Raw genomic sequence first — 13,260 nt, forward strand, 5'->3', positions numbered from 1 at the left:
TCAGGCGGCGGCCTTTTCGGCCAAGGGATACACGCCGTTCTCGTCATGCACCTCCTGTCCGGTCAGCGGCGGGTTGAAGACGCAAATGACCCGCAGCGGTTTCTCACCGCCGCACAGCCAATGTTCGTCGTGCTCGTTCAACGCGTACACCACGCCCGGCCCCAGCTCGTAGCGCTTGCCGTCGGCGATGGTCTCGACGGCCCCGTCGCCTTCGATGCACCAGACCGCTTCCAGGTGGTTGCGATAGTGAATATGCGTCCGCGTACCCGGGAAAATGGTGGTTTCGTGAAAGGAAAAGCCCATGCCGTCCTTGCTCAGCAACACGCGGCGGCTCATCCAGGTGTCGGTACGGACTTCGTCCTTGGTCCCGATCACATCGTTGACGTTGCGTACGATCATTGGCGCTTTCCTCCAAATTTGAGTATGCGGGCGGATTGCCCAGCTTCGGCGAGCACGTCGGCCACGCTCGCCTCGATGGCATCGAGGCCCCGCTTGAGCAGTTCGTCCTCGATGGTCAGGGCCGGCAGCACCTTCAAGACTTCGTCCTGCGCGCCGGACGTCTCGATGACGATGCCGCGCTCGAATGCCTTGCGCGCGATGCGGTTGGCCATTTCCGGTTGCGCGGTCGTCACCAGGCCCTGGATCAGGCCCCGTCCGCGCACGGCCAGCCCACTGCCGGGATAGCTGTGCGCAAGGTTCTCCAGCCAATCGCGAACCAGCCGTTCCTTGCGCAGTACTTCGTGGGTGAACGCCTGGTCGGCCCAATAGGTATCGAGCGCGGCGGCGGCGGTCACGAAAGCCAGGTTGTTGCCGCGGAAGGTGCCGCTGTGAGCCCCCGGCTTCCAGACGTCCAGCTCCGGCTTCATCAGCACCAGCGACATGGGCAAGCCGAAGCCGGACAGCGACTTGGACAGGGTGATGATGTCGGGCCGGATGCCGGCGGTTTCGAAGCTGAAGAACGTGCCGGTGCGGCCGCAACCCACCTGGATATCGTCCACGATGAGCAGCATGTCATGCCGGCGGCACAGTTTTTCCAGCTCCTTGAGCCAGCGCAGCGTCGCCACGTTCACGCCGCCCTCGCCCTGCACGGTTTCGACGATCACGGCCGCGGGCTTATCCATGCCGCTGCTCGGATCGTCCAGCATGCGTTCCAGATAGGCCATCGTGTCCACGTCGGGACCGAAATAGCCGTCATAGGGCATGAAGGTGGTATTGCCCAACGCATAGCCCGCGGCATCGCGGAACTTGGCGTTGGCGGTGGCCTGCAAGGATCCGCCGCTCACACCGTGGAAGGCATGCGTGAAGGAAATGATGTTGGAGCGGCCCTTCACCTGGCGCGCGATCTTCAGCGCCGCCTCGACGGCATTGGTGCCCGTGGGCCCGGTGAACTGCAGGGTGTATTGCCACTTGCGCGGCGCCAGCAGGACGCGGTCCACGGTCTCCAGGAAGTACTTCTTGGCGCTGGTGGCCATGTCCAGGCCATGGACGACGCCATCCGACGCCAGATAATCGATGAGCCGGGACTTGAACAGCGGATTGTTGTGTCCGTAGTTGAGCGTGCCGGCGCCGCTGAAGAAATCGATGTACTCGGTGCCTTCCTCGTCGATCAGCAGCGAACCGCGCGCCTGGCTGAAAATCACCGGAAAAGAGCGTATGTAGCCGCGTACCTCTGACTCCATGCGATCGAAGATTTTCAAGTCCATGTGTTGTTCTCCCTTCTGATGGTGGAAAGCGGGAAACCGCGCACCGCCATGCGGCGCGTGGTGTTCCGTGAATATGGCGGGATGCCGGGGCACCCGCTCAAGGCGGGATCGACGCGAACGGGCCGATCCGGAGCAGCATCTCGTCGTCGTGATCGGCCTGCCCGAAAAGCTGCCTGTCGAAGAACGGCTGCTCCACGAGATGCGCGCCCAGGTCCGCGGCCAGCGCGACGAAGGTCCGGCGCGAGGGCACGTTGTCCGGCCCGACCGTGGTTTCCAGATGGCGGATATCCGCCAGGCCCGGCCGACGCAGGAGCGCATGCAACATGTGGCGCGCCAGGCCTAGTCCACGCGCGCGCTCATGCACGGCGACCTGCCATACGAACAGATGTTGCGGCGTTTCGGGCGGCACGTAGGCCGACACGAAGCCGTCGATGCTGCCGCCGCCGCTCTCGGCCACCACGCAGGTGGCGCGGAAATGGGCGCAGAGCAACAGGTATGCATAGATCGAGTTGCGGTCCAGCGGAGGGCACTCGCAGACCAGGCGATGGATGGCCGCGCCGTCTTCTATACGCGGCGCGCGCAACGTGTGGGAAACGCTCGATCGAGGGGTGGGCGGGGTGTGGGTGGCCGCTACCGTCATACCACCAGACCGGATTCCGGCGCCGGACCGCCAGTGGGCATATCGAGAATGGGCGAGGCCGCATCATGCGCGTCCACAGGCGCGGCCTGGCCGTCCTGCTCCATCAGCGCGACGATGCGTTCCAGCGACAGGGTGATAGTTGCCTGCTCCAGTTCGGGCAAGGCATTGAGCGCGTCTGCCAGGTGCTTCTGCAGTGGGGACGGCGCCTCGCGGGCGAGTTCGACCCCGGCCGTCGTCGCGGTGACGAATACCGTGCGACGGTCTTCCCTGCCGCGTTCCCGACGAACCAGGCCCTTGTCTTCCAGACGGTCCAGGATGCCGACCACGGTGCTGGGGCTGACATGGATCTCGCGACTGATGGCGGTGGAGGTCAGCGGGCCGAGCGCGATCACGGTGCGCAGGCACATGAGCTGGGGCGCGGTGATATGGCTGACCGCCGCCAGTTGCCGCGAATGCAGCGCGATGGAGCGGGTGATCCGCCGCAACGCGCGCAGGATGCGCAGGTCGTATTGGTGCGGCACCGGCGCGGGGACCGTAGCGGGGGCATGGATATCGTCTGTCATCGAGATCGCTGTATTCCTTTCGACCCGATTCGATTTCGACCCGGCTGCTTCAGGCCGATTCACGTCGATTCAGGTCCGATTCACCGGGCCGTCCAGCCCGGATCAGATCATTTCGAGTCAATTCATTTCAGTAGAACTTTGTACTATCAAAGTTAATTCAACCGAACTTACTTCTGTCGAATTGATTTGAGTACGAATTATATCGGCACAATGAGATTCTGGGAAGCCGCCTGCAGCAAAGTTGCAGGGCGTCGGCGCGAAAAAAAACCCCAAAGCTCGGACGAGGTCCGGGCTTTGGGGTGCGGTACGGATTTCGGAGGCGCCTATGCCGCGCTGTGCCGACCTGTCCTCGCGAACAGGCACGGCGCGGCCGTCGTCCCTTACAAGACGGGTGACAGCACCGGTTGCTTGGGCCGCACATCCAGCTGTCGCCCCTTGCGGGCACGCTTGCCGACATAGGCGGCGAGGTCGGTCCCGACCAGGATGTCCTCCACCTGCTTGTTGCGATAGGTACCGGTGGCGCGCAGCCCCGCCGGCCCGATGGGCACCACCTGGGACATGCGGTCGTTGGCATCCAGGCCCATCAGGATGGTGCCGCGGCCACCGCCGGCCAGCACCTTGACCTCGTCCAGGCCGAAGAGCAGGAACTTGCCCTTGGCAGACAGCAGCGCCAGTTGATGGGCGCCCGGGAAGACCGGCACCGGCCGCAACAGCGCGTCGCCGTCCTCCAGCGTCACGAATTGCTTGCCACCGCGCTGGCGGCTGGTCATGTCGGACAGCTTGGCGATGAAGCCATACCCGCCCTGGGTCGCGAACAACCAGCGCGTATCCGGCGCCGCGGCGATCATGTGCACGATGCGCGTCCCCGATGCCAGGTCGACCATGGTGGTGACAGGTTGGCCATCCCCGCGGGCCGATGGCAGGGCCGCGACGGCCACGGTATAGGCGCGGCCGTTGTCGCCCAGCGCGATCAGGGTATCCGTAGTACGGCATTCGAAAGCTCCGTACAGGTCGTCGCCCTGCTTGAAGCCGAACTGCGCGGCATCGTGCCCATGCCCCTGGCGAGCGCGCAGCCAACCCTTCTGCGATACGATCACCGTCACCGGCTCGTCCACCACGCGTGTTTCCATGACGGCGCGCTCGGCCGCCTGGATGAGCGTGCGCCGCCCGTCGCCATACTGCTTGGCGTCCGCTTCGATTTCGCGCACGATCAGGCGCTTGAGCGAAGCGGGATTGTCCAGCAGCTCCTGCAGCTTGGCTTGCTCTTCGCGCTTGCTGCTCAGCTCCTGTTCGACCTTGATGCCATCCAGGCGGGCGAGTTGCCGCAGGCGCATTTCAAGAATGTCCTCCGCCTGGCGTTCGCTCAGTTTGAAGCGTGCCATCAAGGCAGCGCGCGGTTCGTCGGACTCGCGGATGGTCTGGATGACCTCGTCGACATTCAGGTACACCACCATGCGCCCTTCCAGCACATGGATGCGGTCGATCACCTTGTCCAGCCGGTGGCGCGTGCGGCGGGTCACCGTATCGGTACGGAAGGCCAGCCATTCCAGCAGGATTTCGCGCAGCGGCTTCTGCCGCGGACGGCCGTCGGTGCCGATGCAGACCAGGTTGACCGGAACGCTGTTCTCCATGCTGGTTTGCGCCAGCAGGATATTGACGAACTCGTCCCGATCAACGCGCGAGGTCTTGGGCTCGAACACCAGGCGCACGGCGGCATCCTTGCCCGACTCGTCGCGCACGGCATCCAGCAGCGCCAGCATTTGCGCCTTGGCCTGCTGCTGTTCGGCGGTCAATGCCTTCTTCCCCGCCTTGACCTTGGGATTGGTCAGTTCCTCGATCTCTTCAAGGACACGCTGGCCGGATGTCCCGGGCGGCAGCTCCGTGACTACCAACTGCCATTGCCCCCGCGCCAGTTCCTCGAACTGCCAGCGTGCCCGCGCCTTCAGCGAGCCGCGGCCGCTGTTGTAGATCTGGGCGATGTCCTCGGCGGGAGTGATGATCTGCGCCCCCCCGGCGAAGTCGGGGCCGGGCACCATGGCATAGAGTTCCTCGTCCGCGAGCCTCGGTTGCTTGAGCAAGGCGACGCAGGCCTGCGCGATCTCGCGCAGGTTGTGCGACGGAATCTCGGTGGCCATGCCCACCGCGATGCCGGAAGCCCCGTTCAGCAGCATCATCGGCAGCCGCGCCGGCAGCATCTGCGGCTCCTGGTGGCTGCCGTCGTAGTTCGGAATGAAGTCGACCGTGCCTTCTTCCAGCTCGTCGAGCAGAAGACGTGCGATGGGGGTAAGGCGGGCCTCGGTATAGCGCATGGCCGCGGCGTTGTCGCCGTCGCGCGAGCCGAAGTTGCCCTGCCCGTCCACCAGGGGATAGCGCAGGGTGAAGCTTTGCGCCATGCGGACCATGGCGTCGTAGGCCGCCTGGTCGCCGTGCGGGTGGTACTTGCCCAGCACGTCGCCCACCACGCGGGCGGATTTGACGGGCTTGGCGTTGGGGCCCAGGCCCATGGCCTGCATCGCATAGAGGATGCGTCGCTGCACGGGTTTCTGGCCGTCGCCCACGTCGGGCAAGGCGCGGCCCCGCACGACGGATACGGCGTAATCCAGGTACGCCTGTTCGGCATAACGCCCCAGGGTGATGGCGGCATCACCCGATTCGGTGTCGAACAGGCCAGGTTGATTGCTGTCGGTCATGGTGTCGCGGTAAGTTGCGCCGGGCGGCGGATGCGCCGCGGCCCGATATCAGGCCGCGGATGCGTGGATAGTCAGATGTCGAGCTCGGCGAGATTGCCTTTCTCTTCGAGCCAGGAACGGCGCTGCGCCGATTCGCCCTTGCCCATCAGCATGTCGAACACGCGCGTCGTTTCCTCCGCGGTGAGATCGCCGTAGCTGATCGGCAGCAGCCGGCGGGTGTCCGGGTTCATGGTGGTTTCCCACAGTTGTTCCGGACTCATCTCGCCCAGACCCTTGAAGCGGCTGATGCTCCAACTGTCCTCGCGCAGGCCTTCCTTGCGCAGCTTGTCCTGCACGGCCTCCAGTTCCCCGGCGTCCAGGCAATAGACCTTGCGCGCGGGCCGCTTGCCCTGCGCCGGCACGTCGACGCGGAACAGGGGCGGGCGGGCGACATAGACGTTGCCGGCCTCCACCAGCCGCGGGAAATGCCGATAGAACAGCGTGAGCAGCAGTACCTGGATGTGCGAACCATCGACGTCGGCATCCGACAGGATGCAAACACGTCCGTAGCGCAGGCCCGACAGGTCCGGCGTGTCGTTCGGGCCGTGCGGGTCCACGCCTATGGCCACCGCGATGTCATGGATCTCGTTATTGGCGAACAGCCGGTCGCGCTCGACCTCCCAGGAATTGAGCACCTTGCCGCGCAGCGGCAGGATGGCCTGGAACTCCTTGTCGCGTCCCATCTTGGCCGAGCCTCCGGCCGAGTCGCCTTCGACCAGGAATACTTCCGTGCGCGAGGCATCGCTGGATTCGCAGTCGGTGAGCTTGCCGGGCAGCACCGCCACGCCCGAACTTTTGCGCTTTTCCACGCGCTGCGCCGAACGGGCGCGCGCCTGTGCCTGGCGGATGGCCAGTTCGGCCAGCTTGCGGCCGTATTCCACATTGCTGTGCAGCCACAGATCCAGCGCGCCGCGCGTGAAACCGCCGACCAGCCGCACCGCGTCGCGGCTGTTCAGCCGCTCCTTGATCTGGCCCTGGAACTGCGGGTCCAGCACCTTGGCCGAAAGGACGAAGCTGGCTCTCGCGAAGACATCTTCAGGCAGCAGCTTCACCCCTTTGGGCAGCAGGCTGTGCAGTTCGGCGAAGCTCTTGACCGCCGCGAACAGGCCTTCGCGCAGGCCGGATTCGTGGGTGCCGCCCGCCGGCGTGGGAATCAGGTTCACATACGATTCGCGCACCGCGTTGCCGTCCTCCGTCCACGCCACCACCCAGTGCGCGCCCTCGCCTTCGGCGAAGGTCTCGTGGTCGGCCCCGGCATATTGGCTGCCCTCGAACATGGGAACCATGAGCTCCGCACCGTCCAGGGCCTCGGTCAGGTAGCCGCGCAGGCCCTGCTCGTACAGCCACGACTTGCTGTCGCCGGTCTTCTCGATGGTCAGCGTGACCCGGACGCCCGGCAACAGCACGGCCTTGCTGCGCAGCAAATGGGTCAGTTCGGCGACGGGTATGTTGGGGCTATCGAAATACTTGGGGTCGGGCCAGACCCGCACGCGGGTGCCCGATTTCTTCTTGCCCACGCCGGTATAGGGCTCCAGCGGTTCGGCCACGTCGCCGTCGCGGAACACCATGCGGTGCACGCCGCCGTCGCGCCAGACGATGACTTCCAGCCGGGTGGCCAGGGCATTGGTCACCGATACGCCCACGCCATGCAGGCCACCGGAAAAGGCATAGGCGCCGCCGGCCTGCTTATCGAACTTGCCGCCGGCGTGCAGCCGCGTGAACACCAGTTCCACGACGGGCGCGTTTTCCTCGGGGTGCATGCCCACCGGAATGCCGCGTCCTTCGTCGTCGACCGATACGCTGCCATCGGCATGCAGCGTGACCTGGATATGCTTGCCGTTGCCCGCCAGGGCTTCGTCGGCGGCATTGTCGATGACCTCCTGCACGACGTGCAGGGGGTTTTCGGTGCGGGTGTACATGCCCGGGCGCTGACGCACGGGCTCCAGGCCCTTCAGGACCCGGATGGACGCCTCTGTATAACGTGGAGTGGCCAAGTTATCCCCAACATCTGTGGAAAAAAACCGACATTCTAAGGAAAGACCCAGCATTGGCGCGGCTTGGGGTGGGATGCGCAAGGGATGCGCAACGCCGGCCACCGGGCTGAATAACGCTGTGGCGAGGGAACGGGGCTGTCGGCGCCGGCCGCCCTCGCCGCGAGGCTGGTTATCCTACACAAAAACCAGTGACGCCTGTTCGGATGGACAGTGGTATGCTTTAATCCTGCCAAACTCAAATGACGGGTCGAGCCGCGTCTCCCCGCCGTAAAGCAACGAGAAAAGTCATGAGTGACCAAATCAAGCACGTTTCCGACGCCAGCTTCGACGCCGAAGTCATGAAGTCCGACCTCCCCGTGCTGGTGGACTATTGGGCCGAATGGTGCGGTCCCTGTAAGATGATCGCGCCTATCCTCGAAGAAGTCGCCAAGGAATACGCGGGCCGCCTCACGGTCGCCAAGATCAATGTCGACGAAAACCAGGACACGCCCGCCAAGTACGGCATCCGTGGCATTCCGACGCTGATGCTGTTCAAGAACGGACAAGCGGCCGCCACCAAGGTCGGTGCGCTGTCGAAGTCCCAACTCACCTCATTCCTGGACAGCGCCTTGTAGACCGAGCTGTCCCCTTCTCGCGCGGGCCCGTCCGTGGCCCGCCGCCATCCCTCTCCTCTTTACCTTCCCCAAATTCATCGCAATGCACCTGAATGAACTAAAGGCGCAACACGTCTCCAAGTTGCTGGAACTGGCCGCCTCCCTGGAAATCGAGAACGCCAGCCGGCTGCGCAAGCAGGAACTGATGTTCGCCATCATGAAGAAGCGCGCCAAGCAGGGCGAGCAGATCTTCGGCGACGGCGTGCTGGAAGTCCTGCCGGACGGCTTCGGTTTCCTGCGCTCGCCGGATACCTCCTACCTGGCCAGCACGGACGACATCTATATTTCCCCGTCGCAGATCCGCCGCTTCAACCTGCATACCGGCGACTCCATCGAAGGCGAGGTGCGGACGCCCAAGGACGGCGAGCGTTATTTCGCGCTGGTGAAGGTCGACAAGGTCAACGGGCTGCCGCCGGAAGCGATCAAGCATCGCATCATGTTCGAGAACCTGACCCCGCTGCATCCCAACCAGGTGATGAAGCTGGAACGGGACATCAAGAGCGAAGAGAACCTGACCGGGCGCATCCTGGACATCTTCGCGCCCATCGGCAAGGGCCAGCGCGGCCTGATCGTCGCCAGCCCGAAGTCGGGCAAGACGGTGATGATGCAGCACATTGCGCACGCCATCACGACCAACTTCCCCGATGCCACCATGATCGTCCTGCTGGTGGACGAACGGCCGGAGGAAGTGACCGAAATGCAGCGCACGGTGCGCGGCGAAGTGGTCGCGTCGACCTTCGACGAACCGGCCACGCGCCACGTGCAGGTGGCCGAGATGGTCATCGAAAAAGCGAAGCGCCTGGTGGAATTGAAGAAGGACGTGGTGATCCTGCTCGACTCCATCACGCGCCTGGCGCGCGCCTACAACACCGTGGTCCCGGCGTCCGGCAAGGTGCTGACCGGCGGTGTCGACGCCAACGCCCTGCAGCGGCCCAAGCGCTTCTTCGGCGCGGCCCGTAACGTCGAGGAAGGCGGTTCGCTGACCATCATCGGCACGGCCCTGATCGAGACCGGCAGCCGCATGGACGAAGTCATCTACGAAGAGTTCAAGGGCACCGGCAACTCCGAAGTGCACCTGGAACGCCGCCTGGCGGAAAAGCGGGTCTACCCGTCCATCAACCTGAACAAGTCCGGCACGCGCCGCGAAGAACTGCTGATTCGTCCGGACCTGCTGCAGAAGGTATGGGTGCTGCGCAAATTCATCCACGACATGGATGAAATCCAGTCCATGGAATTCATCCTGGACAAGATGCGCGCCACCAAGACCAATGCCGAATTCTTCGACATGATGAAGAAGTAAAGGGCACGGGGCCTGTGCGGCCCTAGTGCTCGATGGGATCCTTCGGGATCCCGCCCCCGCCCTCGTCCGGCAACGGCGCTTCGATGACGGCAACCTTGGGATCGTTCCAGCTTCCCGTCACGGCGTACTGCATCGTCATCGCCCGCGCCAATGGGTGCTTCAGCACCCATTGGGTCAGGAAGGCGCCCAATCCCAGCAGCGGATTCACCGCGAGCGCCGTCACCACGGCGGCGCCGCTGGCATCCAGGTTCGGCACCACCACGGCTTTCAAATCCCAGGTCTCGTCCACCATGCTGGCACTGCCGGCCAGCACAATGGCCGCGACCGGACCATTGATCTTGTAGTCGTCGGTATGGATGACCCCGCGGGACACCTTGAAGTGCGCCCGGATGGTATCGAAGGGAAACCCGTCGCGGAACAGGTTCGTCGGATTCAGCTCCAGCTTGGCCAGGCGCTGCAGCGACTGCATGGACAGCAGTTCGAGCAGCCGAGCCGTGCGCGAATTCACATGCACGAAGCGGCCCTTGTCCATGCGGAGGGTCAGATTGCCGTCGATGCCGGCCAGGTTATGCGACCACGGCAAGTCGTTCCAGGTCAGCTTGCCTTCCGCGGTCCCGGTGCCGCCGGCCGCGGTATCCGGCAGGCCCAGGCGCGTGAGCAGTTTGCCGAGGTCGTTCCATTTGGCGGCGGCATCCACCGTGAGGCCCCGTTCTGCACCACTCAGGCGCCAGAAGCCCGTGGCGTCCAGTGACGCGTCATCGTTGGCGATGCGCAGCTTGTCCAGGCGCCAGCGCTGTCCGCGCTCCACGTTCGTGCCGATGACCTCCAGCGAACCGAGATCCTTGCCGTAGAGGCGCAGCGTGTCCGCCCGTACGTCGACCGCCGGGATGTCTTCCAGGTCGTCGCCGGCGCCGGTTTCCTCGGACGGCTGGTCGCTGCCTTCATCGCCGAAGGCCAGATACTTGAAGCGCCCGGTGACCCGCCCCGCGATGGCGCCGGAGGCTTCCTGCCACATCAGTGCGCCGTCCGCCTGCCGCGCCAGGATATCGACGCGCCATTGCGCGGGAGCCGGCCGCACCGCGTACAGCTTCAGGTCGTTCAGTGTCATGCCGGCCACGCGCATGCGCGGCGTGACGATGGACACCTGTTCGGGCGGTGGCAACAAGGGCGTGCTTGCCGCGCGCCTCCCCTTCGGATTGGCTGGAGGCGCCGACACAAAGCCGTCCGCCACCTCCTGCCAGGCATCGACATCGAGTTCCGGCAGATTCAGCTTGATGCTCAAGCCGCGCTCGGGCAATGTGGCGGCCTGCTCGGCGCCCAGGGCCCCTCGGGCGAAGGTCCAGCGCTTTTCCGCGGGGTCCTGCTCGAGCAACAGGTTGATGTTCTGGCCCACGCTGGCGGTCAGCCAGTTGCGGTCGCGCGCACCGGCGTTCTGGGCAGGACTCCACTGCACGCGCAGCGGCAGCGTGCCCGACGCAGGCTTGCCCAGCGGCGCCGGCATGTCGATGGCCATGCCGGCCAGGTCGGACTCCAGCGTCGCGTCGATACGGCCGCCGCGGAAATAAAGCAGCTTGCCGCGTACGGCCGTGCGGCCGGCGAAACGCGCCATCGCAGGGACACGGAGAAACTGCGCCAGCGCGGCGCTGGTGACCTGCCCTTCGAAGCGCAGGCCGTTGCGCGCGTCGAGCAGGCTGCCGGTGATCTTGAGCGGACCGCCCAGGAACTGGCCCTGCACATCGTGCGCACGTACGTCCTTCTCGGTGAACGCCAGCATGCCGCGCAACTGCGTAACCACGGGCACTTGGGGCGACAGCGAAAATTCGTTGTCGTTGAAGGACAGCGAACCCTCGACCCGCGTGTCATCCGTGTTCAGCAACGGTACGCGCAGCGCCAGCGCCATCCGCCAGTCGCCACTGCCGCGGGCATGTGCCAAGCCATTGTCCAGCAACGCGCCCAGGGGAGAGGTCTCCGCCACCGAAAGATAGGCCGCGACCGGCCCGGACGTTTCACCCTGCAGGTAGAGCTCGGCGTTGTGCTCCATATTGGGTATGGTCGCCTTCAGCGCGCCGAGCTGGACGGCGGCGGTCTGCAAATTGGCGGGACGCAGCATGCCGCCGGGCTTGCCCTCCAAGGTCAGGGTGGCGCCGTCGATCGCGAAGCTGCCGTCCAGCCCGAGGATGGCGGGCCAGCCCTTGTGATCCTGGCCCGCGGGCGCATAGTCCACCGTCGCACCGACAAACGCGCCGCCGATGTGGAACCGGCCCCGCTGCCCCGGCTGGGTGAAGGGAAAGTCGTCGAGATCACCCTGCAGCACCAGTTGGGCATTGCGGGCCACGCCGGCTTGCAGGCCGCTCGCCAGCCACTCGCGTGCCGCGTCGGTCACGCTGAGAGGCATATAGCGATGGATGGCGCTCATGGTGGCGCGGCGCAGGGTGCCCTGCAGGTCCGCCGTGCCGGAATCGCCGGCGCCGCGGGCGTCCCAGCGCCCCTGCAACTGCAGGTCCAGGTCGCCGTTGGCAAGCTGCAGATCGCGCAAATCCAGGCCGAGCGCGCCGTCCGGCCGCCGGCGCACCGTGGCGTCGAGCTGGGACGTATCGAGCCCCAGTTCGGGCTGCTCGAATACGCCTGGCAAGAGCGCCTTGACGCCCGTCGCGCGCCCACGCACCGACATGCCGCTACGGTCGGCGCTACGCGCCAGCAAGGGAAGGTCGCCCTCCTGCTCCAGGTCGCCGGGCAAGCCCTCGATGCGCGCGCGCAGCCGGTCCGCCCCCGCCTGGACGCCATCCGGCCAACGCCAGCCGAGACCACGGCCCACCACGTCGAGCGTCACCCCGCCGAGGTGGCGGCCGTCGACCTGCAACCAGGCGCGTGCCGCCATGCGGCCTTCCAATGGAGGCAGGGCGAGCCAGGGGCGCCACGCCGTGGGCTCGCCATCCGCGATGTCGGCATACAGTTGTCCGTGCCAGCTCGCCATGTTCCAGGGGTCGCGGCTGAACAGCGACCGCTCGATCTCGCCGCGCAATGTCAGCCCGGCCGCCAAGGCCTGCGGCGGCCGCGCCTGCAAGGCGAAACGATGCGACAAGGGCCCGTTGAGCATGACGAAGCTGGCGTTCTCGAGCACCAGTTCCGGTGCGCCGCGCGCTTCGTCGATCCAGCGCACGGTGGCCCGCCGCAGGACGATCTCACGCTGCCGCGCCAGCCATCGGATGGCGGGATGCCGGCTGGCGTCGCGATCGTCCTGCGCGGCCAGATCGATGGACTGCCCGGCGACCCACAGACGGTCGGCGCTGTCCCGCCGCAGCGTCAGGTCCAGCCCGTCCGCCTGCAGCAGCAGCAACCTGGGCTCGCGATTGAGGATGCTGCGCCAGGCCAGCACGGCACGCACCGAAGGCAAGGTCAGCACGGCCGCGCCCTGGCTGTCGTCGATCCTTACACCCGCCAGCGCGAGGCGGGGATTCAGGCCGCTCCAATCGGCGGCGATATGATCGATGCGCACCGGCGCCCCGATGGCCTGGCTGACGTATCGCTCGATCTGCGGCCGCCACTGATCGATGCGCGGCAACACGAAATAGCGCGCCGCGAGCAAGCCTACGGCCGCGGCCACGTAGACGACCCATAGGGTCCAGAGCAGGCTGCGAAGAAGATTCAGGGGAACGCGCACGTTTGCTTAGCAGGGAG

General features: G+C 65.6%; 9 protein-coding genes. 2 read left to right on the plus strand and 7 right to left on the minus strand.

Annotation, left to right across the window (positions count from 1 at the left end; translation table 11 throughout):
• The 6 genes from BAU07_RS17495 to BAU07_RS17520 form a co-directional block, all read right to left on the minus strand.
• Positions 1-399: an ectoine synthase gene (locus BAU07_RS17495; RefSeq protein ID WP_066660119.1), complete on the minus strand. Its 399-nt coding sequence runs from the start codon at positions 397-399 to the stop codon at positions 1-3.
• On the minus strand, positions 396-1,703 hold the full coding sequence (gene ectB / locus BAU07_RS17500; RefSeq protein WP_066660121.1) for a diaminobutyrate--2-oxoglutarate transaminase: 1,308 nt from the start codon (positions 1,701-1,703) through the stop codon (positions 396-398). Before ectB ends, BAU07_RS17495 begins: the two co-directional genes overlap by 4 nt.
• 97 nt (positions 1,704-1,800) lie before the next feature.
• The gene (ectA, locus tag BAU07_RS17505) at positions 1,801-2,343 is read right to left on the minus strand and encodes a diaminobutyrate acetyltransferase (protein ID WP_066660128.1); all 543 of its coding nucleotides are present in this window, start codon (positions 2,341-2,343) and stop codon (positions 1,801-1,803) included.
• Positions 2,340-2,906, minus strand: a complete 567-nt coding sequence (locus BAU07_RS17510) for a MarR family winged helix-turn-helix transcriptional regulator (protein ID WP_066660131.1) — start codon at positions 2,904-2,906, stop codon at positions 2,340-2,342. Before BAU07_RS17510 ends, ectA begins: the two co-directional genes overlap by 4 nt.
• 380 nt (positions 2,907-3,286) lie before the next feature.
• Positions 3,287-5,596: a DNA topoisomerase IV subunit A gene (gene parC / locus BAU07_RS17515; protein WP_066660134.1), complete on the minus strand. Its 2,310-nt coding sequence runs from the start codon at positions 5,594-5,596 to the stop codon at positions 3,287-3,289.
• Between the two features lie 71 nt (positions 5,597-5,667).
• Positions 5,668-7,683 carry a DNA topoisomerase IV subunit B gene (locus BAU07_RS17520; protein WP_066660136.1) on the minus strand — a complete coding sequence of 672 codons (2,016 nt, stop codon included), beginning with the start codon at positions 7,681-7,683 and terminating at the stop codon, positions 5,668-5,670.
• 233 nt (positions 7,684-7,916) lie between these two features.
• On the opposite strand from BAU07_RS17520, the gene trxA reads away from it, so the two are divergent.
• Positions 7,917-8,243 carry a thioredoxin TrxA gene (gene trxA / locus BAU07_RS17525; RefSeq protein WP_066660138.1) on the plus strand — a complete coding sequence of 109 codons (327 nt, stop codon included), beginning with the start codon at positions 7,917-7,919 and terminating at the stop codon, positions 8,241-8,243.
• An 82-nt stretch (positions 8,244-8,325) separates the two neighbouring features.
• Complete coding sequence (gene rho / locus BAU07_RS17530) at positions 8,326-9,582, plus strand: transcription termination factor Rho (protein ID WP_066660140.1); 1,257 nt, start codon at positions 8,326-8,328, stop codon at positions 9,580-9,582.
• Between the two features lie 22 nt (positions 9,583-9,604).
• Here the strand turns inward: rho and BAU07_RS17535 are convergent, their stop codons facing one another.
• Positions 9,605-13,243, minus strand: coding sequence for a YhdP family protein (locus BAU07_RS17535; RefSeq protein WP_066660142.1), 3,639 nt, complete (start codon positions 13,241-13,243; stop codon positions 9,605-9,607).
• Between the last annotated feature and the right edge of the window lie 17 nt (positions 13,244-13,260).

Origin of the sequence: Bordetella flabilis (assembly GCF_001676725.1) — a bacterium.
GTDB lineage: Bacteria > Pseudomonadota > Gammaproteobacteria > Burkholderiales > Burkholderiaceae_B > Bordetella_C > Bordetella_C flabilis.

Excerpts from the sequence above, each read along its gene's own strand:
- BAU07_RS17495 (WP_066660119.1), bottom strand. The coding sequence starts at position 399 with ATGATCGTACGCAACGTCAACGATGTGATCGGGACCAAGGACGAAGTC.
- ectB (WP_066660121.1), bottom strand. The coding sequence starts at position 1,703 with ATGGACTTGAAAATCTTCGATCGCATGGAGTCAGAGGTACGCGGCTAC.
- ectA (WP_066660128.1), bottom strand. The coding sequence starts at position 2,343 with ATGACGGTAGCGGCCACCCACACCCCGCCCACCCCTCGATCGAGCGTT.
- BAU07_RS17510 (WP_066660131.1), bottom strand. The coding sequence starts at position 2,906 with ATGACAGACGATATCCATGCCCCCGCTACGGTCCCCGCGCCGGTGCCG.
- parC (WP_066660134.1), bottom strand. The coding sequence starts at position 5,596 with ATGACCGACAGCAATCAACCTGGCCTGTTCGACACCGAATCGGGTGAT.
- BAU07_RS17520 (WP_066660136.1), bottom strand. The coding sequence starts at position 7,683 with ATGCTGGGTCTTTCCTTAGAATGTCGGTTTTTTTCCACAGATGTTGGG.
- trxA (WP_066660138.1), top strand. The coding sequence starts at position 7,917 with ATGAGTGACCAAATCAAGCACGTTTCCGACGCCAGCTTCGACGCCGAA.
- rho (WP_066660140.1), top strand. The coding sequence starts at position 8,326 with ATGCACCTGAATGAACTAAAGGCGCAACACGTCTCCAAGTTGCTGGAA.